This is a genomic window from Phytomonospora sp. NPDC050363 (assembly GCF_040655735.1).
Classification (GTDB): domain Bacteria; phylum Actinomycetota; class Actinomycetes; order Mycobacteriales; family Micromonosporaceae; genus Phytomonospora.
The window spans coordinates 295817-318254 of record NZ_JBFAKK010000007.1 but is presented as its reverse complement, the minus strand read 5'-3'; the positions used below and the strand labels follow the sequence as shown (position 1 = coordinate 318254).

The window sequence follows — 22438 nt, the reverse complement described above, 5'->3', positions numbered from 1 at the left end:
CGATTCCTATCGAACCTCGTCCTACCGCCTAGCCGCAGTGCTCCGAGGGGCTGTTGTAGCTCGCGGGACCAGCCGTGCCGCCCCACTTCACGCACGAGGGCGCCGACTTCTTCACCGGCCCGGCGTAGTAGGTGTAGCTACCCGAATCGGTGCTGCGGGACTTCCCCGCAGGTTCCAGGTAGGCCTTCACCGCCGTCTTCGAGCCGAGGCTCGTCGCCTTCAGCGTCACCACGCAGTTGTAGCTGTTCGAGGCGTTGTACGTCAGGTAGACCGTGCCGTAGGTCTTTCCGCCGGACTTGAGGGCGGCGCTGTCGATGACCTTGTAGCCACTGCCGCACACCTGCGACGCGGAATACGGGTTACCGCCGCCGCCGGAGCACTTGTTGCTGCTCTTGTACGACTTCGTGCCCCAGTAGTAGGCCCCGGCACCATCGAAGCGGATCTTCGCGGCGCTGCCGCCGCTGCGCTGCTCGTAGTGCAGGTGCGCGCCGGTCGAACCGCCGGTGTTGCCGACATAGCCGATGGTCTGGCCCACCGAGACGGACTGGCCGACCTTCACCGACCACTTGCTCAAGTGCGCGTACAGCGTCTGGTAACCACCGGAGTGGTTGATCACGACGTATTTGCCGTAGCTGGTGTTGCCCTTGTCCTTGACGACCGAGACGGTTCCCGCCGCGCTCGCCGAGACCGTGTCACCCGTGTCGTTGGTGCGGTTGAAGTCGATCGCGTTCTGCGGGCTGTGGTTCGTCCGCGTCTGGCCCGACCATGTCTGTCCACAGGGGAACGGGACCTCGAAGTTGGGGGCGGCCATCGTCGACACGCCTTCGGCGGCGTCGGCGTCGCCGACCGGCGACAGCGGGCTCAGCGGGCTGAGCGCGAGCGCGGTGACGGCGAGCGCGGCGCCGATGATCGCCAGACGGCGTCCGCGGCGGCGCGGCTTGGGGGCGGTGGCGGCTTTCTTCTCTTCGGACATCATGAGCTTTCTGGAGGGGGAAGGGGATCGGGCCGGGTCCACTGTGGAGGAAGGACCCGGCCCGGGTCATGCGCTAGCTGCAGTGCTCCGAGGGGCTGTTGTACGAGGCGCCGCCGGTGGCGCCACCCCACTTCACACATCCCGGCGCGGCCTTGCGGACCGGACCGGCGTACCAGCCGTAGCTTCCGGAGTCGGTGACTCTGCTCGCTCCCGCGGGTTCGAGGTAGGCCGACGTGGCGGTCGCGGTGCCCAGACTGCGGTGCTTCAAGGTCACCACGCAGTTGTTGGTGCCGTTCCAGAGCAGGTAGACCGTGCCCTGGCTGACACCGCCGGCGCTGAGGCCGGCCTGGTCGATGACGTTGTACCCACTGCCGCAGAGCTCCTGCGGGCTGTAGATGTTGCCGCCGCACTGGTTGGTGCTGGTGTAGTTCTTCGAACCCCAGTAGTAGCCCGCGGAGCCGGCGAAGACGACCTTGTAGGCGCTTCCGCCACTGCGCTGCTCGTAGTGCAGGTGGGGTCCGGTGGATCCGCCGGTCGTACCGACCAGGCCGATGCGCGTTCCGTACTCGACCCGGGTGCCGACCGAGACCGAGAAGGACTGCAGGTGCGCGTAGAGGGACGTGTAGCCGCCGCCGTGGTCGACGATGACGTACTTGCCGTAGCTGGTGCCGCCGAGGTCGCGCACGGTGGTGACGGTGCCGGGCGCGCTGGCGACGGTCGGGTCGCCCTCGTCGTTGGTGCGGTTGAAGTCAATGGCGTTGGCGGGACTGTGGTTGGTGCGCGTCTGACCCGACCAGACCTGCCCGCAGGGGAAGGGCAGTTTGTGGTTGGGGGCGGCCATGATGCCGACGTCCTCGGTGGAGGCGGTCGTCGTCTCGGGTTCGGCCGCGCCGGCCGCTTGGGCGAAGGGAACGCTTAAAGCAACGCTGAACAGGGTCGCTGCGGCCAGCAGTACGCGGCGGGTACCGCGGTGCCGGGGGCTGGCTGAGCTGGGGGCTTTGTCGAACATGGCGGGGGCCTCTCTCTCCGGTGACCTCCTGGGCGTGGAACAGATGTGTCCTGACTAACGAAGCCGGATACAAAATCCCTACAATCTCAGAATTCCCCGGCGTATCGCCGTCGTCACCGCGGCGGTCCGGTCGTCGACGCCGAGCTTGCCGTACGTGCGCAACAGGTGCGTCTTGACGGTGGCCTCGCTGATGTGGAGGCGGCGGCCGATGTCGGGGTTGCTCAGGCCGTCGGCGACCAGTTTGAGCACCTCGACCTCGCGTGGGGAGAGCGTGTCGCCGGCGGGGTTGCGGACCGAGGCGACCAGCCGCGCGGCGACCGTCGGCGCGAGGACGGTCTCGCCGCGCGCGGCGAGACGGATCGCGGCCACCAGGTCGGTTCCGGGGCTGTCCTTGAGGAGGTAGCCGACCGCGCCGGCCTCGACGGCGCGCAGGATGTCGGCGTCGGTCTCGTAGGTGGTGAGCACGACGACGCGGCATTTCGGGCCGGCGACGCGGCGGGTCGCCTCGACGCCGCCGCAGCCGGGCATGCGCAGGTCCATGAGCACCACGTCGGGGCGCAGGGTCGCGGCGCGCGCGATCGCCTCCTCGCCGGATCCGGACTCTCCCACCACTTCCAGGCCCTCGGTGCCGGCGAGGATGCCGGTCAGGCCGGCGCGGACGACGGGATGGTCGTCGACGATGAGCACGCGGATCACGCGGGCACCTCCACTCGTACGGTCGTGCCCTGTCCGGGCGCGCTGGTGACGGTCATGCCGCCGCCGACCTCGGTCGCGCGACCCCGCATGCCCGACAGCCCGAAGCCGCCGGGTTCTTGCGCCGGATCGAAGCCGCGGCCGTAGTCGCGGACGGTCAGCTCGACGGTTTCGTCGTGATAGGACAGTCCGATCTCGACGGTCGCGGCACCGGCGTGCCTGCGGATGTTTGTCAGCGCCTCCTGACAGGAGCGCAGCAGCACCACCGCGACGGCCGGCGGCAGCTCCCGCGATCGCCCGCGGACGGTGAACTCGGCCTCGTCCGCCAGGCGCCGGACGGCCTCCTCGACGGTGACCGCGGCCAGCGCGGGCGGCTGCATCGCGGTGACGATCGCACGCGCCTCGGCGAGGTTGTCGCGGGCGGTGCGCTCGATGAGGTCAAGCTGTTCGTCCACGGTGGACTTCTCCAGCTCGATCGACTTGCGCACGGCCTGGACCAGCATGACGATGCTGCCGAAGCCCTGGGCGAGGGTGTCGTGGATGTCGGCGGCGACGCGCTGGCGTTCGGCGAGCACCCCGGCCTCCCGCGACAGCCGGGCCACCTCCTCACGGCTGGCCTCCAGTTCGGCGATGATCTCGGCGCTCTCGATGTTCTGCTCGACGATCCGGCGGCTCCACCGGCCCAGCACCACCGACCACACGGTGATCGCCGCCGACAGCAGCGTCGCCTCGACCACCTCGCGCCCGCCGACGGCCGCGGCGGCGATGGTCGCGGCGTTGAGCACGGCCACGGCCACCGCGCCGAAGACGAAGCGCTCCAGGAACAAGACCATCGGGCACAGCGCCATCAGCAGCAGGTTCGCCGCCGACGTGGTCAGCGCCAGCGCGAAATAGGCCCCGGTCAAGACGAGCGCGAACAGCGCCGGCCGGACCGGTCCGGGGCTGATGTCGAGGATCAGCGACCGCCCGAAGAGCGCATACCAGAGCCCGATCGCGACGATCAGGCCGAGCGAGTAGAGCTTGCCGGCGACGGTGCCGGGCGAGCCGGTGATCATGGCCGCCACCGCGACGGCCACGACCGCGTAGAACACGTCCCACCAGAAGTGGCGGCTGAGGACGGGGTCCTCCCTCATCGGGTTCGCTCGTCCCGCCAGCGGAAGGTCGTCAGGCACAGCACCAATCCTGCGACAGCCCACAGCCCCAGCACCAGCGCCACTCGGCCGCTCTCCCATGTCCCCGCGGCCTCGTAGGCGGCCATCGAGTCGGGCAGCAGCGCCGAACGGAACCCCTGCGCCAGCCACTTCAGCGGGAACAAGGCCCCGATCTGCTCCATGACCGGCGGCAGCCCCATCGGCACGATGTAGACGCCCGAGACGAAGCCGAGCAGCGTGTAGGGCACCAGCGTCGCCACCGCCGAGGTCTTCGCCGAGCGCGAGAGGCTGCTGGCGGCGATCCCGAGCAGGCTCCAGCAGATGACGCCGAGAACGAAGAAGCCGAGCAACCGTCCCCATTGGACGACCGTGTTCGGCAACGCCAGGTCGTAGAGGGCCATCGCCAGGCCCAGCATGAGGACCAGCTCGGCGAGGCTGATCAGCAGTACCTGCACGGTCTTGCCGATGAAGTAGGCCGCGACCGGCATCGGCGTGCCGCGCAGGCGTTTGAGGGAACCGTCGTCGCGGTCGGCGGCGATGCGGCCGCCGAGGTTGACGAAACTGGTGGACACCACCGCCGAGGCGGCGATGCTGGCGGCGAAGACCTGGCTGAGCTTCACGTCGCCGCCGGAGGGTTCGTCGTAGATGCCGCCCAGCATCAGCATGAGCAGGGCCGGGAAGGAGAAGGTGAAGATGACCGCGCCCTTGTCGCGGAAGAACTCCACCATCTCGAAACGTCCGCGGGACAGGCCGATCCGCAGTGTGCCGGGCATCGTCATGACGTGGTTCCCTTCGCGCCGATCATGGACAGGTAGACGTCTTCGAGAGACGGGCGGGTCACGGTGAGGCCCGGGACCTCGCCGCCGTGTTCATCCGACAGTCGGGAGATGAGGGCCGTGGGGCGCTCGGTGCGCTCGTGACCGCCGGCCCAGGCGACGTCCACCTCGTCGCCGGCGCTCGCGCGCAGCTCGGCGGTGGTGCCGATCGCGGCGACCTTGCCGTCGGCGATCACGGCGACGCGGTCGGCGAGCGCCTCGGCCTCGTCGAGGTAGTGGGTGGTGAGCAGGATGGTGGTGCCCTCGGCGGCGAGGCCGCGGACGAGGTCCCAGAACTGGCGGCGGGCCTCGGGGTCGAAGCCGGTGGTGGGTTCGTCGAGGAAGAGGAGTTCGGGGCGGCCGATGATGCCGAGGGCGACGTCGACGCGTCGCCGCTGTCCGCCGGAGAGGCGCCCGATGCGCTGTTTGCGCTGCGCGGTGAGGCCGACGGACTCGATGACGTCGCCGGGATCGCGCGGGTGCGGGTAGTAGCCGGCGAAGTGTCCGACGGTCTCGGCGACGGTCATGTCGGTGAGGTCGGAGGCGTGCTGGGTGACGATGCCGATCCTGGCGCGCCAGGCGCGGTCGGCGGACGCGGGGTCGGTGCCGAGCACCTCGACCTGTCCGCCGTCGCGTCCGCGGTGGGCTTCGAGGATCTCCACGGTGGTGGTCTTGCCCGCGCCGTTGGGCCCGAGGACGGCGAGGGTCTCTCCCTTGTGGACGTCGAGGTCGAGGCCCCTGAGGACCTTGCCGCGTCCGTAGCTCTTGGTCAGTCCGCGCACCCGGACCACGGGGTCTGTTTCGCTCATGGCCCAAGCGTCCGATGCGGATGGGGTATCGGCTGACGGCCGCCGGATGGAACTTCGCCGTCCACCGATCGGTGGACGGCGGTCGCTCCTCAGGAGCCGGTGACGCCGTCGGCCATCTCGCGCAGCAGGTCGATGTGGCCGTTGTGGCGCGAGGTCTCCTCGACCATGTGGGTGATGACCCAGCGGAGGGTGAAGCGCTGCCCCGCGCGGTTCTTGCGCTCGGAGAGGGCGTCGAGGTCGAGTCCGGCGACGAGTTCGCGGTACTTGGCGCAGGTGGCCTCGTAGTCGGCGAGGATGTCTGCCAGCGGCAGGGTGAGGGCGACGGTCATCTCGCCGTCGGGGTCCTCCTCGGTCCAGGGCGCGTCCTCTTCCTCACCGAGGAACATGACCTGGAACCACCAGTACTCGACCCATCGGAGGTGGTTGACGAGGCTGGCGATGTTGGTCAGCGGCGAGCCGGGCAGGGGTGCGGAGCGGGCGTCCTCATCGGACAGTCCCGCGCACTTGTGCAGCACGGTCGAGCGCGCGTAGTCGAGGAAGGTCGTCAGGGTCGTCTTCTCGTCCCACGAGGTGGGCACATCTGTTCTGGTCATCGCCGCACACACTGCGCCCCGGCGAGCGATGCGTCAAGCGGGTTGACCGGCCGACGGGCGCAGGAGGTAGTGCACTTCACGGCCGTAGGCGGTGAAACCGGCGCGGCGCAGGATCGGGCTGGACGTGCCCGCCCGCGCCTTGACCAGGGCGAGCCCGCCGCCGCGCTCGACGGCCTCGGCCAGCCGGGCCTGGAGCAGCGCCCGGTAGGCGCCCCGGCCCCGGTATTCCTCCAGGACCGAGCCGCCCCACAGCTTGACGACCTCGCCCTCGATGGTCGTGCCGGCGTGGCCGATGGCGACGCCGTCGGCGTAGGCGAGGTAGCGGAAGATCCGCCGGTCCCCGCCGGCCGCGACCTGCTTGGCGAGCTCGACGGCCTCGCCGTCGCGGAAGGCCTCGGTGGGCTCGGGCTGGGCGAAGACCGCCGAGGTGACCGGGTAGGCATCGGCCAGGTCGGCGGCGGTGTCGATGCGCCGGACCTCGACGTCGGCGGGGACTGCCAGCTCGGGCAGGCCGACGGCGAGTTCGTAGGCGATCACGTCGAGGTTCTCGGCGACCTCGGCGCCGGCCCGCAGCAGCGCGTCGGCGAGGTCGGCGGGCTCGGTGGCCTGGTGGGTGGGCCAGATGACGGCGGTCTCGCCGCCGACCAGGTCGCGCACGTGGGCGACGAGGTCGGCGGCGGGGAGTCCTTCGGCGCGGTCGACGGTCGCGCGGCCGTTGGAGATCACCACGGTGGCGTGGTCGCTGGTGCGCGTCTCGGCGTCGTAGGGAGTCCAGACCCACGCCGCGGCGGTGGACAGGACGGCCTGTGGGGTCCAGGACGTGGGCATCAGGGGTCTCCAGGGGATCGGCTAGACGTTCTTGCGGGCGCGCTCGTTCCAGGCGATGAACCCGCCGACGACCAGCATGGTCAGCGCGGTGGCGGCGTGGATGCCGAGAGCGGCGGCGATCGAGCCATCGTAGGACAGGATGATCGACATGTCGCCCAAGGGGATGAAGGCCATGGCGATGAGTGCCCAGCCGACCGCCCGGGTCTGGCGGGTCACGAGCAGCACGAGAAGGGCCAGGCCGGTGCCGAGGTCGCGGACGCCCTTGATGGTCATGAAGGCGGTCATGTCGCCGGTCGGCCAGGTGGACTCGGGGAGGCCGAAGCCGATGACGGCGGTGTGCGGGTCGAGCACGTAGTAGGAGCCGAACCAGAAGACGAACAGCACGAGAAGGCCGACGAGGATGTGACTGGCGATCGCCAGGCGGCGGTGGCGCGGTCCGGTGGTCGCGGGGGCGGTGGCGGTGGCGGGCTGGGCGAGGGTGGAACTGGACATCTCAGGACTCCCGAATCAACGTTAGGAAATCTAGCGGCGCTAGAACTGATAGCGACGTTAGCACTCCTGTCGCTCGAATGTCTAGCGGTGCTAGCAAGTTTTTCGATGCTAGGATCACTGTCATGATCAGGAATAATCCGACGACCGAGGGACGCAAGGAACGCGAGCGCGCCGAACGCCGGGCGCGCATCCTCGCCGAGGCCCGCGCACTCGCCGAGGCCGAAGGCTGGGCGGCGGTGACCACGCGGAAACTCGCCCAGCGCATCGAGTACAGCCAGCCGGTGCTCTACAGCCACTTCGCGAACATGGAGGCCATCGTCACGGCCGTCGCCCTCGAAGGCGCCGCCGAACTGACCGCCGCCATGCGCGAGGCGCGGACCGGCGACTGCGGCCCGTTCGGCGACACGCTGGCCGTCGCGCGGGCCTACCAGTCCTTCGCCGCGACCAGTCCAGCACTGTTCGAGGCGATGTTCACCATGCCGACCAGCCTGGAGTTCGGCGGCCCGAACTCGCCGCAGGAACTCGTCGACGCCTTCGTGGTGCTCCTGGAGACCTTCTCGCCGATGGCCGGCGACCGCGACCCGGAGACCTTCACCGAGATGGCGTGGAGCGCCATCCACGGCCAGGTCGTGCTCGACCTGGGCGGGCGGTTGCGCCCGCAGGAGCGCAAGCGGCGCATGGAGATGCTGGTGCGGGCGCTGGTCGGGGAGTGAGGGGTCGGGGGTGACGGGCCGGGAGGCCTAACGCTCCCCACCATCCCCACCGTCCCCGGGACGTGCCGGCGGGAGCCGTCGCGGCGTCCATCCCCGGCTGACGTGTCCGACGAGGGTCGGGGGCGTGTTCCGCGCGAGCATCGCCTTGAACAGCAGGTACGAGCCGAGCAGGATGCCCCAGCGCACCACCGTCCACAGGAAACCGGCGATCGGGCTGCCGCACCCGAAGGTCGTGGTGGTGTCGTTGAACGAGTGGATCACCATCACCAGCAGCAGCCCGCCGAGCGCTCCGACGGTGCCCCGCCGGCCGTACACGCGCCACAGGCGCCAGCCGATCGCCACGGCCGTGGCCGTCCACATCCAGTGCAGCGGCGACACGGTGAAGATCCGCAGCAACTGCTCCTGCACGACCCCCTGTGCGGTCACGACGGTCTCGGTGCCGCAGAGGTTCGGCCCGGAGGCCGCGAGCGTCTCGAAGGCGTACAGCGTGGTCTCGGTGATCGCGAAGCCGAAGCCCGCCCCCAGCCCCACGCCGATACCCGCGCGGGGATTGCGGTAGCGGCCGACGAGGAACAGCGCGATCGGGACGAGGTACTTCGCACCCTCCTCGATGAACCCGACCAGGTTCACCGCCCGCGCGATTCCCCAGTGGCCGATGACGAGGTCGTTGAGGCTCATGGCCACCAGCAGCGTCGATCCCGCGCCGGCCACGGTCGCCGCGATCACCTGCAAGGGCGAGACGGCGTCGTCGAGGCCGATCTGGCGGGCCGTGAAACGGTAGGCAGCCCAGCAGGTCAGGGCCATGCCCGCGAAGCTCGTGACCGCCAGCAGCCGGACGTTCTCCCCCGACAGGTACAGCGCGCCGCCGCCCACCGAAACTACGATCGCGGCAGCCAGGACCCACACCCAACCGCCCCAGAAACGGCCGTGGAAACGTCGCGGCCGCCCCGGAGGCTCGGCACCGTCGGCCACGCGCGGCGTCCACGCCTGCCCGTCCCACCAGCGCCGGCGGCCGGGCGAGGAAGGATCGCCCGACCAGCCGGCGGCGGGGACGTCGGGCGGCGGCCGGTACAGCGCGACGGCCGCGGCGAGGCCGATCGCCAGGAGAAGAGCGCCCAGCAGAGGAAGCGGCATGCCGACAGACTGCCACCCGCGAAGCCGCGCGACGTGTCGAGAACGTCACGTGGCGTGAAGTACTACTCGGCCGTGGCCTTGCGCAGCAGCACGAAGGCCTGCGGGTTCTCCTCGAAGTCCCCCTCGGCCTGCTTCACCGCGCGCCACAGCTCCTCGAAGCCCGCCTCGGCGAGCTGCGGCACGATCTTGTCGGGCAGCAGGCGGTAGGCGTCAAGGCCGACCTCGTGGCCGTAGCCGCGCTCGACGCGCTTGCGGTAGTCGCCGACCTGGAAGGCGAGCAGCAGGTGCCCGCCGGGGGCCAGGACCCGCGCGAACTCGGCGAAGACGGCCGGCAACCGCTCCGGCGGCGTGTGGATGATCGAGTACCAGGCGACGACGCCGCCGAGGGTCCCGTCGGCGATGTCGAGTGCGGCCATCGACCCGACCTCGAAGCGCAGGTTGGGGTGACGCTCGCGCGCGACGGCGACCATGCCCGGCGACAGGTCGACACCGAACACGTTCACGCCCAGCTCGTGCAGCGGGCCGGTCATCCGGCCGGGGCCGCAGCCGACCTCCACCACCTCGCCGGAGACGACCTCGGCGAAAGCCGCCAGGAGGGCCTTCTCCAGGGGTGATTCGTCGTGCAGTCCTTCGAGCGTGGCGGCGTAGTCGGCGGCGACCGTGTCGTAGGCGAAGCGGGTCTCGATAACGTCAGCGGGTTCGGTCATCCGGGGAGACTACGCCCGGTCGACGGCCGCGTTCATCGTCCCCACGGTGAGCTCGGCGGCCGGGTTCTCGGCCACGTTGCGGCGCAGCAGACCCAGCGCGACCGGACCGAGTTCGTGGTGGCGGACGGCGGTGCCGAGCGTGCCGACGACCCGTCCTCCACTGTGGATCTCGGTCCCCGGCGGCGGCAGGTGCTCCTCGCTGCCGTCGAGGTGCAGCAGCACCAGCGTGCGCGGCGGTCGGCCGAGGTTGTGCACGCGCGCGACGGTCTCCTGGCCCCGGTAGCAGCCCTTGTCGAGGTGCACACCGGACGCCAGCAGCGGAATCTCGTGCGGAATGGTCTTGTGGTCGAAGTCGGCCACGTCGGGACGCAGCGCGGCGACCCGCAGCGCGTCGTAGGCCCAGGTGCCCACGACCGGCAGGCCCGTCTCGGCGGCGGCCGACGCGAGCGACTCGCGCGGCACCAGGCGGTCGACGGTGGGCACGCCGAGCACGTCGGTGCGGCGCGACCAGCCGCCGTCGGCGTTCATCGCGACCGCGTAACGCGCCGACGGGCGCGCCGGAACGTCGGCGGAGGCGAACTTCGCCGGCGGGACCGGGATCAGGTCGGGGGCGGGCAGCGACTCGTCGCCGGTGATCGTCACCAGCGCCCAGGAGTCGGTCACGTCGGCGATCTCGACGGGAGTGAAGAAACGCATCTTCAGCAGGAAGTCCAGCAGCGCGCCGCCCTTGCCCGCGGCGACGTCGAGCCACAGCGTCGAGCCGTCGTCGGTGAGGGTCACGGCCTGCTCGACGTGGCCGTTCGGCGACAGCAGCAGCGTCTCCGAACCCTCCACGCCCAGACCGAGCAGGTGCTGCGTGGTGAGGCTGTGCAGCCACTCCAGACGGGCGCCGCCGGTGACGGTGACGATCTCGCGGTCCGAGCGGTCCACGAACGCGCCGGCCGCCAGCCGCCGCTGCTCGGGCATCGGCTCGCCGTAGTGCACGGCCGTCGCCACGCGCGGCTCACCGCCGTCGAGGGGCGCCACGGCACCCGGCCGCTCCAGCAACACCGATCGCATCAGGAATCCTCCTCGTCGCAGGCGGCGCACATCCCAAAGAGCGCGACGTGGCCGATGTCGACGAGGAAGCCGCGTTCGTCGGAGAGCTTGCGGCGGACGTCGGTGAAGACGTCGGGCGACACCTCGTCGACCTTTCCGCAACGGTGACACACCAAGTGGACGTGACCGCGGTCACCGGCGCCGTGATAAGTCGGCGCGCCGTGGCCCAAGTGCGTGTGGGCGACCAGTCCGAGGCCTTCGAGGAGTTCCAGGGTCCGGTAGATCGTGGTGATGTTCACACCCGCAGCGGTGCAGGTCACCTTCTCGTGGATCTGCTCAGGCGTGGCGTGGCCCAGATCGAGCACGGCCTCGAGCACCAACTGTCGCTGCGCGGTGAGCCGAAGGCCCTTGGCGCGGAGGACGTCGGCGAGCGTCTGGCCCGGCATGGGGTAGATCCTATGCCCGGGCCGGTGCACCCGCGATCCGGGAAGGGTCGCCTAGCTGATCACGGTCTCGAAGGCAGCGGTATACCCTCTCCGCTCATGGGCATTGTCGCCGTCCTTGGCCGGGGCGTGGTACCGGCCGACGAACCCCTCCTGCACGCCGATGACCTCGGCGTCCTTCGCGGAGACGGGGTGTTCGAGACCGTCCACGTCCGCGACGGCGTGCCGTGGAACCTCACCGAGCATCTCGACCGCATGCGCCGCTCCGCCGACCGCATGGACCTCGACCTGCCGCCGCACGAGGCGCTGCGGGAACTCGCCGGGCAGGCGCTCGCCGCGCGGACCGAGAGCGGTGAGGCCGCGCTGCGGCTGATCTGCACGCGGGGCCGCGAGTACGGCGGAGCCCCGACGGTCTTCGCCACGCTCAACCCGATCACCCCCGACTTCCCGAAGGTCCGCCGCGACGGGGTGCGGCTCATGCCCGCCAACATCGGCTACCCCGTGCACCCCGAGGACGTCCGCGCCGGCGCCCCCTGGCTGCTCGGGCAGGTCAAGAGCCTGTCGTACGCGATCAACATGGCCGGCCAGCGCGCCGCCCGCGCCGCCGGTTTCGACGACCTGCTGTGGATCTCGGCCGACGGCTGGTGCATGGAGGCCTCGACGGCCTCGCTGATGTGGATCGACGGCGACGTCCTGTACACCGTGCCGCCCGGCAGGACGAGCATCCTGCCGGGAACGACCTCGGCGTTCCTCATGGAGCACGCCGCCGACATCGGGCTGCGCTCCGAGGAACGGATGATCCGGCCCGACGAACTCTTCGACGTCGACGGCGGCGTGTGGGTCGCCTCCTCGGTGCGCGGTGTCGCGCCGGTCGTGGCGCTCGGCGAGCGAACGCTGCCGGTCGGCGCGAAGAACGAGGAAGTGCTCAAACTCGCGGGTTTCCCCGTCGCGGATTAAGCGAACGTGGGACGGCCGGGAAACCTGGTGGGGTTTCCCGGCCGATTTGCGTGTGGGGTCAGCAGGCGACGTTGCTGCCGCTGTCGGTCAGACGGTCGCCGCGGACCCAGCCGTAGTCGCTGGTGCCCTTCAGGCGAAGGTACGTCCAGTGGTAGCCGCTGACGACGCGATAGCAGTGGTAGTCGACCGTCGCCCGCGAGCCGCCGGTGCTGAACCTGACCCCGCAGTCGGTGGACGGTCCGCTGCGGGCGTTCGATTCCGTCCTCATCGTGTCGTCGTAGGCGCGGTGGTCCTTGTCGCTGCCCGTGGCGCCGCAGACCGCCGCCAGCTGCTGGTCGTACGAGCTCGCGCCGGAGCCGGCCGCGTTCGCGGTGCCTGCGCCCATGACGAGCGCGACGGTGAGCAGACCGGTCGCGGCGGCACCGCCGAGGAGTTTCCTGGTGTTCATCAAGCCCCCTTGAGAACCGGCGCCGCCCCGTGCGGCGCCCGATGACCCCAGGCTGGCCGGTGGCACCACAAGGACGCCACATCCCCGTCACATCGGGCGGTCAGCCTCCGACGCGGTCCAGCTGCGCCGACAGGTGCGACTGGAGCGGGTGGCCTTCGGCGGCCATCTCGGCGGCGTAGAGCAGCTTGCGGTCGACGATCCCGTAAAGGCGGTGACCTGCGACGACTTCCTTGGCGGAGGCCGTGCGGACGACGGCGTCGGTGGCCAGTTCCATCTTCGTGCCGTCGACGGTGCCGAGGTAGAGCTCCATGATCCCGGTCGGGTGGGCCAGGAGCAGTTCGACCTCGCGGTCGCTGCCCTCGACGGTCCGGAACCAGCCGACCTCGCGCGCGGCCGGGCGGACGGGCTTGTCGTCGCCGTCGATGAGCCAGGTCCTCGACTCGTAGAACAGGAAGGGCCGGCCGTCGTGGCTGACCCGGACCTCCTGAGCGAAGGCGAACTCGGGGACCGTCGGGTAGACGCCGTGGCCCTTGCCGCGGAAGACGCCGACGAACGGCAGCAGCGGGAGCATGCGCGGGTTCAGGTCGGGACCCTGGCGGAGGTCGTGGGTCTCCTCGTAGGGGTAGGGCTCGGCGGGCCCGAAGGCCGCGCTGAAGTCTGTCACCATGTCCGCCTCCACGCTCGCACCGCGAGATAGCCCAGGCCGCCGGCGAGCGCGCCGAAGGCGGCCACCAGTAGGACGACCACGAGTATCCCGATCACGTGGGGAGTCTATGAGGGTCGCGGCGGGCGGGCGCGCAGACCCACCGATCGGTGACCCCGCGAAGGCGCGCGGGCCTGCGGCGTCGTACCGTCGACGCAGGCCGGATCCCGTGCGGGACAGGACAAGCTCATTCGCGGCTGAGTCGGGAAGTCCGGTCGGCACGCCGTCAACGCCGTCTGGAGTGTCAGCGCATGCCCGGACCGAATCTTCACCGTCACGTCGCCGTCTACAAGGGATACATCGCGGGCGGCGGTTTCTCCTACACGCTGCTCGGTGGTGCCGCCTTCCTGCTGCTGCTCGCGTGGGTCGCGGGTGTCGGGGTGCTGGGCTGGCTGGTGGTGCTGGTCCTGGCGGGGGTGCTGGTGCTGCTGTCGGGGCTGCGCCGGCGGGCCGTCGTGCGGATGGACCTGTACACGGTGCGGATCCGCAACGTGCTGCTGCCGGGGGCCGGTCGGCGGGTTCCCGTGCGGAGCATTCGGACCGTGCGGATCATCGAGACGACGCCGCAGGCCGCGCAGCTGCTGCGGTGGCTGCCGGGGGCGCGGCGGTCGGTGCTGCTGCGGTCGGGGCCGGCGGTGGAGCTGGAGTTGACGACGGGGGCGTCGGAGATCCTCGGGCTCGACGAGCCTTTCGAGGCGTCGCGGACGCTGCGGCGGTTCCACGCGGAGACGACGGGGAAGGAGCTGCCGGAGGACGTCTTGGACGAGGACGAGGCGTTCTACCTGTGGCGGCGGAATCGGCGGGTGGACCCGCGGCGGGCGGCGACGGGGAAGGCGGGGGCGAAAGCGGGGAAGGCCGGGAAGCCTGGGAAGGTGCCGGCGCAGGGCGGGAAGGCGGCGGGAAAGCAGGGGGCGGCGGCCGCGAAGCAGAACGCCGCCAAGCAGGCGGCGGCAAAGCAAGGTGCGGCCAAGCAGGCCGCCGCGAAACAGGCGGCGTCGAAGCAGGCCGCGTCGAAGCAGAGCGCGGCCCGCCAGAACGCGGCTAAGGCCGACGTGGCCCGAAGGGCCGCGCAGCAGGCGAAGCAGCAGCGGAAGCGGTAGGGCGGGTACGCGGGAAGTAAATCCCCGGCGAGTGGATGCGGCCCGGCGCCCGCGCACGATTGGAGCCCCCGTGCCTTCGCCCGACACCCGTCCACGCTGGTACGCCACGGTGATCTTGCCGGCCGTTGGAGTCGTGACCGTTCTCTTCGCCGTCCCCGGTGTGGTGTCCTACCATGCAGCGTTCCGCCGGCAGCTCGGTGTTGATGTCGACATCGTCAGTGCCCTGTTCGGCTTCGCTTTCGCCGCCTATGCCGTGCAGGCCGTGGCGGGTCTGACCGCGGTCGCGTTCTGTGCGCGTGCGACACGGGCGCGCTACCTCCTGCTGGCGGTCTTCGCCACCATGGCCACGCTGGTCAGTGCCGCCGTCAACGCTCTGATACCGCTGGTCGACCCTGTCCCCGACGGACCGCCGGTCGTTCTCGCCATCGCTGCGCTGGCTTTGACGGCCGTGGTCACCGCCGCCGCCACACCCACGTGCCCGTCGTCGTAACTGATGTGCGGGGCCTCCCGGCCTCCTCCCTACGTTCGACGGTAGGCGAGTCTCAGGCGTGGGTGGCGAACGTGAGCCGCGCTTCCTGTGGACAACCGGTCGGTTGTGGACAACCGCCACCCGCGCGCCTCTCGCCGCACGAAGGCCGCGGCACCGTCACCCCAGAACGCGACAAGACCTGATCGAATCGTGCCATGGCGGGCTGCCTAGGGCCCGCCCGCCGTCTCCCGCGACGGCCACCGCGCCCGCAGCGCCTCCAGCGCCAGGCGGATCGCCGGCCTGCGTGAGGAGCGCGTCCGCCACAGCGCGAACACCCGCCGGGACGGCGCGGTGCTGACCGCCTTCGCCACCACACCCGGCGGCATCGGCCCGCGTCCCAGCCTCGGCACGAGTCCGATCCCCAGGCCGTTGGCGATCAGCGTCGGATAGCTCTCGAACTCGCTCGCCTGCACGGCGATCAGCGGTTCCTCCCCCACCCCGCGCATGAGGCGGGTCAGCCAGTCGTGACAGATGTTCCCCGGCGGCACGCTCACCCAGCGCTCACCGCGCAGCTCCTCGGGGCGAACACGGTCGCACGCGGCGAGGCGGTGCCCGGCGGGCACGAGGAGGTCGACGGGGTCGTGGCCGAAGACCTCGCGGGAAACATCGGGCGGCACCGCGAGCGGGGTGCTCGGCCAGTCCTGCACGACGGCGAGGTCGACCTCACCGCGTCCGACCATCTCGGCGGCGGGATAGGGGTCGGTGTCGAGGAGGCGCAGGTCCAGCTCCGGACAGGAAACCGTCAGGTCGGCCATCACGCCCGGCATCAGGCCGCGCACGGCGGTCGCGAAGGCCGCGATCGTCAACCTCCCGACGGCCTTGCCGCGCTGCTCCTCCAGGGCCACCTCGGTGCGCTCGACGATCGACAGCAGCTCCTGCGCAGCCTCGACGAGAGTGTGCGCGGCGTCGGTCAGCACCACCCCGCGGCCCTGCCGTTCCAGCAGCACCGTGCGGGTTTCCCGCTCCAGCTTGGCGATCTGCTGGGAAACCGCCGACGGCGTGTACCCCAGCGACGCGGCCGCCGCGCCGACGGTCCCGTAGACGGCGACGGCGTGGAGGGCACGGAGTCGGGCGAGGTCGAACATGCAGCGATACTAAAGGGATATGGCAAGGAATTCGAGCTTGTCCTTAACGGTTGCGGCGGCGAGGCTCGACCTCATGCCCCGCATGAAACCGCTCCACATCGCCCTCGCCGTCGCCGTGACGGCCGTGTGGGGCGTCAACTTCGTCATCATCGAAGTCGGGCTCGACCACTTCCCGCCGCTGCTGTTCAGCACCCTGCGCTTCACCTTGGCCGCCGTCCCCGCGATCTTCTTCGTCCGCCGACCGAAGGTCGCCCTGAAGTGGGTCATCGGCGTCGGGCTCACCCTCGGCGGCGTCAAGTTCGGGCTCCTGCACATCGGCATGGAGGCCGGCATGCCCGCCGGACTGTCCTCGCTGGTCCTCCAGATCCAGGCCGTCTTCACCGCCGTGTTCGCCGCCGCGCTGCTCCGCGAGCGCCCTTCGCGGGCCAAGCTCGCCGGGATGGCGCTCGCGCTGGCCGGCGTCGGCGTCGCGGCCCTCGCGCACGGCCTCCACGGACCGCTCGGCGCGTTCCTCCTGGTCATCGCCGCCGCCGCGGCCTGGGGCGTGTCCAACGTCCTCACCCGCAAGGCCGCGCCCGACGACCTGCTCGGCTGGATGGTGTGGGTCAGCGCCGTGCCGGTGCTGCCGCTGCTCGGCCTGTCGCTGGTGGTCGAGGGCCCGTCAGCCGACCTCGCCGCGCTCGCCGCCATCGACCTGCCCGGCATCGGCGCCCTCGCCTACGCGGCGGTCCTGTCGACGCTCTTCGGGTTCGGCGCCTGGGGTTTCCTGCTCGCCAGGTACGAGGCGACCGCCGTGGCGCCCTTCTCGCTGCTGGTGCCGGTGTTCGGGATGACCTCGGCGTGGGCGCTGCTCGGCGAGTCGGTCGGGCCGCTGTCGCTGGTCGCGGCGGCGCTGGTGATCGCCGGGGTCGGGCTGGCGGTGCTGGGCACCGGACGGCGGAAGGCCCGCGTCCGCCAGGACACGGGCCGAGCGCCGGAGCGCGGTGGACGGCCCAAGACCCAGGCGGTCGGTCTGGCACTCGGGCCTTCGAGGGAAGGATGAGGCCCGCGTCGGCCGCCCCCGTGGCGGCCGGTGCGGACACCGCGCTCACTACCGGGTGATGGTGCCCGGGGTCGCCACAGGAACGCCACGATCTCGCCACACGCGAAAGCCCGCGCCCCCGCCGGGGAGCGCGGGTTCGTGGGTCTACTCCAGCAGCTTCGTCTTCGCGGCCGTGAACTCCGCGTCCGACAGCGCACCGCTGTCCCGCAGGCGCGCCAACTCCTCGATGCGGCTCACCAGGTCCGAACCGGCCGAACCAGCCGAAGCCGGTGCGGGCGCGGCCTGCTGCGCGGCCTGCTGCTGGGCGGCCTGCGCCTGCTCGTCGGCGCGGCGCTGCTGCCGGCCGCGGACGCCGCCCGCGACCGCCGTCGCCGTTCCCGCCACCACCGCCGTGCGCGCGGCGGCCGCGAGCAGCCCGCCCCTGCGCCGTACGACCACCGGTCGTCGAAACATCACGTCCCCCTCAACTCGCCGCTGCCGCGGCGGCCGCCGCGACCTCTTCGACCGCCTCGGCGGGGATGCGCTCCAGATGGTGGACGCGGCCGCCGGCGTCGTCGATGGCGTCGCGCAGCCACGTCGCCCACAGGTGCTCGAAGAGCAGCACGCAGGCCGTCGTGCCGGGCGAGAGCATCTCGCCGACGGTGGCGACGTCCTCCTCGCCGATGAGCCCGTCGAGGCTCTGCGCCACCGGATCGAAGCGCGCCAGGGTGTCGTCGTCGAGCTCCGGCAGTTCGGCCGAAGTGACGGTCCCGTCGGCGGCCTTGGTCACGAAGACCATGTCGATGACCCGGATGATGTCCCTGGCCGCGAGCTCCCGCAACTGTTCAGCGACCTTCCCGCTGATGACGTTGCCGGGGAACTCGACGACCACGAAGTCCACTTCCGCACGCGACATCGTCGCCCCCTCGATGAGTAGTCGTAGGGCCATCCAACTGCGTGGGGTGGGCGTTTGTCCGGGGAATGGGCGGGTTAGCCGGGTTCCTTCCAGTTGGTGCGCAGGCCGCGCTCGCGGCAGACGGCGAGCACCGCGTCGACCTTCGCCAGCCCTTCGGGGAAGTCGAGTTCGCCGAGATCGAGTGCCACCATGCCTTCGAAGACCTCCGGATCGGCCGACGTGACGCCCTCGGCCGACTCCAGCGCCGACAGGTCCTCGCCGGAGATCTCGGGCCCGTGGGGTTTCCCGGCGATCACGAAGACCCGTTCGCGCGTGCGCTCCCAGTCCTCGTCCTCGTCGGCGAAGGTGTCGTCGTGCGCCTGACTGCCGTGCGGGCCGGGCGCGTGCGAGCCGGCGTCCTCGGGGTCGCCGTCGCCGTCGGTCTCGACCGTGACCGCCCAGGTCAGCGCCAGCCGGTCCTCCCAGCCGTCGGCGTCGGGGAAGTCGCTGTAGTAGTTCGTGCGGAACCGCACGCTCGACCAGGTGGGGTTCTCGGCCTCGGCGGCGCCCAAGTCGCCGAGGAAGACCGCCATGCACTCGGCCGTGCCCTCGTTGATCTGCGTGAGCCCGGTGGTGGCCGCGTGGAAGCGGCAGCGCAAGCGGCCGCCGTGGGTGTCCCAGCGCGGCGACCACAGCTTGAAGTCGAGTGGGCCGGTGTCGGGAACGCTGTCCGTCATGGGGAATCCCCTGGTCCTCTGAAGTCGGGTCCCACGTCGAGGTTGTAGTTGGGACCGCTCTTGCTGCCATTACAGCTGGTGCACATGGTGGAGTGGTTGGAAATCGTGTTGTACCAGGTCTCGCGCGGCGCGTGGGGCGTGTTGTGGCCCTCGTCGTTCCACTGCGACGAGACCTCGTGGACGTGGTCGATCGCGGGAAGGCCCGACTCGGTCGACTTGTCGGCGACGTGCGCCGCGCGGGTCCCGTTTCCGGGGCACACGTAGTTGTTGGAGTCCTTGGCGAGCGCGCCCGTCGGGTCGAAGGCCGCCTTCTCCCTTGTCAGACGGTCGCGGTGGTCCTTGAGCTGGCGGCGCTTCTCGGCGTTGGCGGCGGAGTTCCAGCCGGGGTAGAAGTTGGCCCGGATGGCCTTGCCGTTGCGGTACTGGTCGAGCAGCTTTCCGTTGGCGGTGTACTTGCTCTTGGTGAAGTCGGTGAGGTCCTTCATCTTGAACATGTGCCCGATGACGTTCAGGGCGTTGGTGATCTCGATGAGCTGGGCCTCGATCTTGTCCTTCTTGGCCTGGGTCAGCGGACCGGCCTCGGCCTTCTCGAAGGCCTTGATCTGCTTGTCGATCGCGTTGAGGTATTCGAGCAGCTTGGGCTCGCCCATGCCCCGCGCCTTGCCGAGCGCCGTGGTGACCAGCCCGCCGATCCACTGCCGGCGCTGGGAGGCCATCTCCAGACGGACCTTGCCGTTCTTGACGTCGGCGTAGACGGTGTGGCCATGACCGGCCATGTCCGTGCTCTTGTCGAGGTGCAGCTCGCCGGCGGCCGCCGGATCCTTCTTGTCCTTGCCCTCGGCGTCCTTGCCGGACTTGCCGCGCATCTTCGCCCAGATCTTCTTCCCGAACCCGGCGATCTTGCCGACCACCCAGTCGACGGCCTTCATCACCGGCTTCGACAGGGCCGCGAAGAACTTCTTCACCTTGTCCGCGATGCCGCCGACGCCCAGGAGGGCCGCCAGGAAGCCGATCAGTACGGGGATCGACTTGGCCAGCGCGTTCTCGATCAGCGCGCCGACCCCGCCGGCGCCGCCCTTGGCGATGGCGATGACCGAGTCCAGCACGGCGTTGACGAACTCGGCGATCTGGGCGCCGCGCGTGACGATGAAGGTCACGATGTCGATGATCGCCTTGCACGCCTTGATGAAGGCGCTCGCCGGGTTGAGCAGCGACAGGATCCAGGTGACCCCGGCGATCAGCACGGTCGGGATCAGGTATTCGGCGATCTTGCCGAACAGGTTCTCCTTGAGATCCCCGACCTGCTCCTTGATGTCCTCCGTGATCGCCCCGATGCCCCCGCCGGCGATCTTCTGCGCCAACGGCACCGACGACTCCACGGCCGTCATGGCCGCCGCCGGCACTCCCTTGGCGATGACGCGGCCCTTGATCGAGCCCCACGTCAGGCCGACCAGGGAGGCGATCATCATGAGGATGCCGCGCAGGTCGAACTTCTCGGGCAACTGGAGCCCCGCCTTGGCCGCGGCGCCCAGCAGCCAGGAGAGCATCCCCTTCTTGAGGTGGCCGGTGATGTTGGCCATGAAGGACTGGATGCCCGACCCGATCGCGCTGATCAGGTTCCCCAGGAAGCCGATCGGGTCCTTGATGATCCCCGCGATCGCCGAGGCGGCCTTCGCCAGGATCCCCAGCAGCAGGTTCTTCAGTTCGAGGATCGTCTTGATGACCCCCGCGACGGCGTCCATCGCCTTGGCCACCAGGCCCTTGTTCTTCTCCTTCTCGGCGGCGATCTCCTCGTCGACGGACTTGAGCGCGTCGTTGTACTTCGAGGCGAGCGTGTCGACGAGTTCGGTGCCCTTGTTGTCGACCGACTCGGTGAGCTCGTCGAACTTCCCGGCGAACTCCCCGGCGGCCTCCTTGCCGATCGACTGGAGGTCCTTGGGCAGCTTGTCGACCTCGGCCTTCAAGTCGGTGCGGCCCTTGGCGATGCGGGTCTTGGCGGCGTTGAGCTCGGTGCCGATCAGGTCGGCGACACCGGAGATGACCTGCTGCATGGAGGCCACGTATCCCTTGCGGGACACCGCGAAGATGTCGTTGGCCTCGGCCGGCATCCCCATCAGCTTGTCCTTGGCCCACTTCAGCCCGCCCGACCAGCCCGAGTACCGCTTGTCCTTGTAGGCGTCCATGCGGCGCTTGTGGTCGGACGTGAAGGCGTCGCGGGCGACCTTCTCGTCCTTGGTGAACTTGTCGTCGACCTTCTTGTCGAGGTCGCCGAGGATCTTCTCGACGTCGGTCTTGGTGGCGTCGAAGACGGTCTGGAGCTTGGCGGTGACCTGCGCGCGCTTGACCTCGTCGGCCGACTGGGCCTTGCCCTTGCCGGAGGTCAGGTCCTGCCCGGACTTGTTGCGCGCGACGGACATCGACGACATCGCCGTCGCGCCCTCCTGCAGCGCGTCGGCCTTGGCGGCGTTGAGGGTGGCGTTCTCCTTGGCGCGGACCTCGCCGGGCGCGGTCGCCGAATGCGCCTCGCCCTCCTTCTTGTCCTTCAGCGCACCGGTGAACTCCGGCTCGTTCGACGTCGCCAGCTGCTCCTCGGTGACCTCGGCGGAGGCCATCTCCTGGTCGACGCTCTTGGGGCCCTCACTGAAGTCGGTCGCGGCCGGCGGCGCCTTGTCGGGGACGGCCATCGCCGGGTCGGGCGCGCCGGGCCTGGGCGGCGGCTTGTCGGGGGCCAGCGGCGTGACGGGCTTGTCCTTGGCTGCGCCGGTGTCGGGCGGCGCCTTGGTGGTCGACTCGATCGCCGAGGCGGACTGCTTCTTGCCGTCGCCGACCTTGCCCTGCACCTGATCCTTGACCGCGTCGGCCTTGCCCGACCCGCCGAAGTCGTCGGCCTCCTCCAGGTTCTTGGGTGCCTGGCGGGCGATGGCCTCGTTGACGGCGGCGACGAACGCGGCCTTGTCGAACTCGCCGGGCTTGGCGTCGTTCATCTTCTCGGCGTTGGCGGCCTTGCCCTGTGCGAGCTTGTCGTCGGCGGGCGGCTTGGCGGCCTTCGCGGCGGCCGCGGCCTCGTTCGCCGGCGGCGGGTGCTTGGCGAGGGTGCCCTTCTTGGTGACGACGTCCTTCTTGAGGGCGTTGAACTTCGGGTCCTGCGCCGACGAGGAAGGCCGCGCGGAGGCGGGCGCGGGCGCGCTCGCCAGGCGCTGCACGGCGATCGCCTCGACCGGAGCGGCCGCGTCGGCCAGCGCTGCGCCGGATCCGCCCGAGGCGGTGACGGCCTGCGGAGGGGCGGCGGGGGCTTTCGGGGCGGGCGGAGCGGGTTTGGCGGCCTTGGTGCGCTGGGCGACCATGCGCGACACGGCGCGGTTTCCCGCCCGGGACTGGAGGGCGAGCGCGGCGCGCGGGTTTAAGCCGGGGTTGTGGCGCGCGCCGGGTTGCTGTTCCTCGGCGGGGGTGCGGGTCTCGGGCCGTTCCCGGTGCGCCGGGGCGGGCTTGTCCTCACGGTGGGGCTCCGGGCCGAACTCCACGCCAACCTCCCTCGACGTCACGCCGCGGTCGGATCAAGCGTCGC

26 protein-coding genes are annotated in these 22438 nt (G+C 70.6%); 5 read left to right on the top strand and 21 right to left on the bottom strand.

Annotated features, from left to right (window positions below):
* Window positions 1-28: 28 nt before the first annotated feature.
* The 9 genes from AB0I28_RS21300 to AB0I28_RS21260 form a co-directional block, all read right to left on the bottom strand.
* The gene (locus AB0I28_RS21300) at window positions 29-973 is read right to left on the bottom strand and encodes a M23 family metallopeptidase (RefSeq protein ID WP_357495770.1); all 945 of its coding nucleotides are present in this window, start codon (window positions 971-973) and stop codon (window positions 29-31) included.
* Window positions 974-1046: 73 nt separating this feature from the next.
* The gene (locus AB0I28_RS21295; RefSeq protein ID WP_357495768.1) at window positions 1047-1982 is read right to left on the bottom strand and encodes a M23 family metallopeptidase; all 936 of its coding nucleotides are present in this window, start codon (window positions 1980-1982) and stop codon (window positions 1047-1049) included.
* A 78-nt stretch (window positions 1983-2060) separates the two neighbouring features.
* Window positions 2061-2678 (bottom strand): response regulator transcription factor, encoded by a 618-nt coding sequence (locus tag AB0I28_RS21290; RefSeq protein WP_357495766.1) that lies wholly within the window; start codon window positions 2676-2678, stop codon window positions 2061-2063.
* Window positions 2675-3808: a sensor histidine kinase gene (locus AB0I28_RS21285; protein ID WP_357495764.1), complete on the bottom strand. Its 1134-nt coding sequence runs from the start codon at window positions 3806-3808 to the stop codon at window positions 2675-2677. Before AB0I28_RS21285 ends, AB0I28_RS21290 begins: the two co-directional genes overlap by 4 nt.
* Window positions 3805-4605: an ABC transporter permease gene (locus AB0I28_RS21280; RefSeq protein ID WP_357495762.1), complete on the bottom strand. Its 801-nt coding sequence runs from the start codon at window positions 4603-4605 to the stop codon at window positions 3805-3807. Before AB0I28_RS21280 ends, AB0I28_RS21285 begins: the two co-directional genes overlap by 4 nt.
* A complete protein-coding gene (locus AB0I28_RS21275) occupies window positions 4602-5450 on the bottom strand; it encodes an ABC transporter ATP-binding protein (protein ID WP_357495760.1) in 849 nt (282 codons plus the stop codon). Before AB0I28_RS21275 ends, AB0I28_RS21280 begins: the two co-directional genes overlap by 4 nt.
* An 89-nt stretch (window positions 5451-5539) precedes the next feature.
* Window positions 5540-6043 carry a DinB family protein gene (locus AB0I28_RS21270; RefSeq protein ID WP_357495758.1) on the bottom strand — a complete coding sequence of 168 codons (504 nt, stop codon included), beginning with the start codon at window positions 6041-6043 and terminating at the stop codon, window positions 5540-5542.
* Between the two features lie 33 nt (window positions 6044-6076).
* Entirely contained in the window at window positions 6077-6871 is a 795-nt protein-coding gene (locus tag AB0I28_RS21265) for a GNAT family N-acetyltransferase (RefSeq protein ID WP_357495756.1), read from the bottom strand.
* Window positions 6872-6892: 21 nt separating this feature from the next.
* Window positions 6893-7363 carry a DUF4267 domain-containing protein gene (locus AB0I28_RS21260; RefSeq protein ID WP_357495754.1) on the bottom strand — a complete coding sequence of 157 codons (471 nt, stop codon included), beginning with the start codon at window positions 7361-7363 and terminating at the stop codon, window positions 6893-6895.
* A 122-nt stretch (window positions 7364-7485) separates the two neighbouring features.
* On the opposite strand from AB0I28_RS21260, the gene AB0I28_RS21255 reads away from it, so the two are divergent.
* Window positions 7486-8076, top strand: coding sequence for a TetR/AcrR family transcriptional regulator (locus tag AB0I28_RS21255; protein WP_357495752.1), 591 nt, complete (start codon window positions 7486-7488; stop codon window positions 8074-8076).
* Between the two features lie 27 nt (window positions 8077-8103).
* Here AB0I28_RS21255 and AB0I28_RS21250 read toward each other — a convergent pair whose 3' ends face one another.
* From AB0I28_RS21250 to AB0I28_RS21235, 4 genes are all read right to left on the bottom strand, one after another.
* Complete coding sequence (locus AB0I28_RS21250) at window positions 8104-9210, bottom strand: PrsW family glutamic-type intramembrane protease (RefSeq protein WP_357495750.1); 1107 nt, start codon at window positions 9208-9210, stop codon at window positions 8104-8106.
* A 62-nt stretch (window positions 9211-9272) separates the two neighbouring features.
* Window positions 9273-9917 carry a class I SAM-dependent methyltransferase gene (locus tag AB0I28_RS21245; RefSeq protein ID WP_357495748.1) on the bottom strand — a complete coding sequence of 215 codons (645 nt, stop codon included), beginning with the start codon at window positions 9915-9917 and terminating at the stop codon, window positions 9273-9275.
* Between the two features lie 9 nt (window positions 9918-9926).
* Window positions 9927-10976 carry a folate-binding protein gene (locus AB0I28_RS21240; protein ID WP_357495746.1) on the bottom strand — a complete coding sequence of 350 codons (1050 nt, stop codon included), beginning with the start codon at window positions 10974-10976 and terminating at the stop codon, window positions 9927-9929.
* Entirely contained in the window at window positions 10976-11401 is a 426-nt protein-coding gene (locus AB0I28_RS21235; RefSeq protein ID WP_357495744.1) for a transcriptional repressor, read from the bottom strand. The genes AB0I28_RS21240 and AB0I28_RS21235 overlap by 1 nt, the downstream gene beginning before the upstream one ends.
* A 96-nt stretch (window positions 11402-11497) precedes the next feature.
* On the opposite strand from AB0I28_RS21235, the gene AB0I28_RS21230 reads away from it, so the two are divergent.
* A complete protein-coding gene (locus tag AB0I28_RS21230) occupies window positions 11498-12355 on the top strand; it encodes an aminotransferase class IV (RefSeq protein WP_357495742.1) in 858 nt (285 codons plus the stop codon).
* A gap of 58 nt (window positions 12356-12413) precedes the next feature.
* Here the strand turns inward: AB0I28_RS21230 and AB0I28_RS21225 are convergent, their stop codons facing one another.
* From AB0I28_RS21225 to mtfM, 3 genes are all read right to left on the bottom strand, one after another.
* Complete coding sequence (locus AB0I28_RS21225; RefSeq protein WP_357495740.1) at window positions 12414-12803, bottom strand: hypothetical protein; 390 nt, start codon at window positions 12801-12803, stop codon at window positions 12414-12416.
* Between the two features lie 100 nt (window positions 12804-12903).
* On the bottom strand, window positions 12904-13470 hold the full coding sequence (locus tag AB0I28_RS21220) for an FABP family protein (protein WP_357495738.1): 567 nt from the start codon (window positions 13468-13470) through the stop codon (window positions 12904-12906).
* Window positions 13464-13565 (bottom strand): small membrane protein MtfM, encoded by a 102-nt coding sequence (mtfM, locus tag AB0I28_RS21215; protein ID WP_357495736.1) that lies wholly within the window; start codon window positions 13563-13565, stop codon window positions 13464-13466. Before mtfM ends, AB0I28_RS21220 begins: the two co-directional genes overlap by 7 nt.
* A 192-nt stretch (window positions 13566-13757) precedes the next feature.
* On the opposite strand from mtfM, the gene AB0I28_RS21210 reads away from it, so the two are divergent.
* Window positions 13758-14606: a hypothetical protein gene (locus AB0I28_RS21210; protein ID WP_357495734.1), complete on the top strand. Its 849-nt coding sequence runs from the start codon at window positions 13758-13760 to the stop codon at window positions 14604-14606.
* Between the two features lie 133 nt (window positions 14607-14739).
* On the top strand, window positions 14740-15096 hold the full coding sequence (locus AB0I28_RS21205) for a hypothetical protein (protein WP_357495732.1): 357 nt from the start codon (window positions 14740-14742) through the stop codon (window positions 15094-15096).
* 206 nt (window positions 15097-15302) lie between these two features.
* Here AB0I28_RS21205 and AB0I28_RS21200 read toward each other — a convergent pair whose 3' ends face one another.
* Window positions 15303-16220, bottom strand: coding sequence for a LysR family transcriptional regulator (locus tag AB0I28_RS21200; protein ID WP_357495730.1), 918 nt, complete (start codon window positions 16218-16220; stop codon window positions 15303-15305).
* Between the two features lie 37 nt (window positions 16221-16257).
* Between AB0I28_RS21200 and AB0I28_RS21195 the strand changes: the two genes are divergently transcribed.
* Complete coding sequence (locus tag AB0I28_RS21195; RefSeq protein WP_357495728.1) at window positions 16258-17262, top strand: EamA family transporter; 1005 nt, start codon at window positions 16258-16260, stop codon at window positions 17260-17262.
* A 144-nt stretch (window positions 17263-17406) separates the two neighbouring features.
* Here AB0I28_RS21195 and AB0I28_RS21190 read toward each other — a convergent pair whose 3' ends face one another.
* The 4 genes from AB0I28_RS21190 to AB0I28_RS21175 all read right to left on the bottom strand — a co-directional run bounded on the left by AB0I28_RS21190 (window position 17407) and on the right by AB0I28_RS21175 (window position 22394).
* The gene (locus tag AB0I28_RS21190; RefSeq protein ID WP_357495727.1) at window positions 17407-17715 is read right to left on the bottom strand and encodes an SHOCT domain-containing protein; all 309 of its coding nucleotides are present in this window, start codon (window positions 17713-17715) and stop codon (window positions 17407-17409) included.
* A 10-nt stretch (window positions 17716-17725) separates the two neighbouring features.
* The gene (locus AB0I28_RS21185; protein ID WP_357495726.1) at window positions 17726-18157 is read right to left on the bottom strand and encodes a DUF6325 family protein; all 432 of its coding nucleotides are present in this window, start codon (window positions 18155-18157) and stop codon (window positions 17726-17728) included.
* A 74-nt stretch (window positions 18158-18231) separates the two neighbouring features.
* Complete coding sequence (locus AB0I28_RS21180; protein WP_357495725.1) at window positions 18232-18873, bottom strand: hypothetical protein; 642 nt, start codon at window positions 18871-18873, stop codon at window positions 18232-18234.
* Window positions 18870-22394 carry a hypothetical protein gene (locus AB0I28_RS21175; RefSeq protein ID WP_357495724.1) on the bottom strand — a complete coding sequence of 1175 codons (3525 nt, stop codon included), beginning with the start codon at window positions 22392-22394 and terminating at the stop codon, window positions 18870-18872. The genes AB0I28_RS21180 and AB0I28_RS21175 overlap by 4 nt, the downstream gene beginning before the upstream one ends.
* Window positions 22395-22438: the final 44 nt, after the last annotated feature.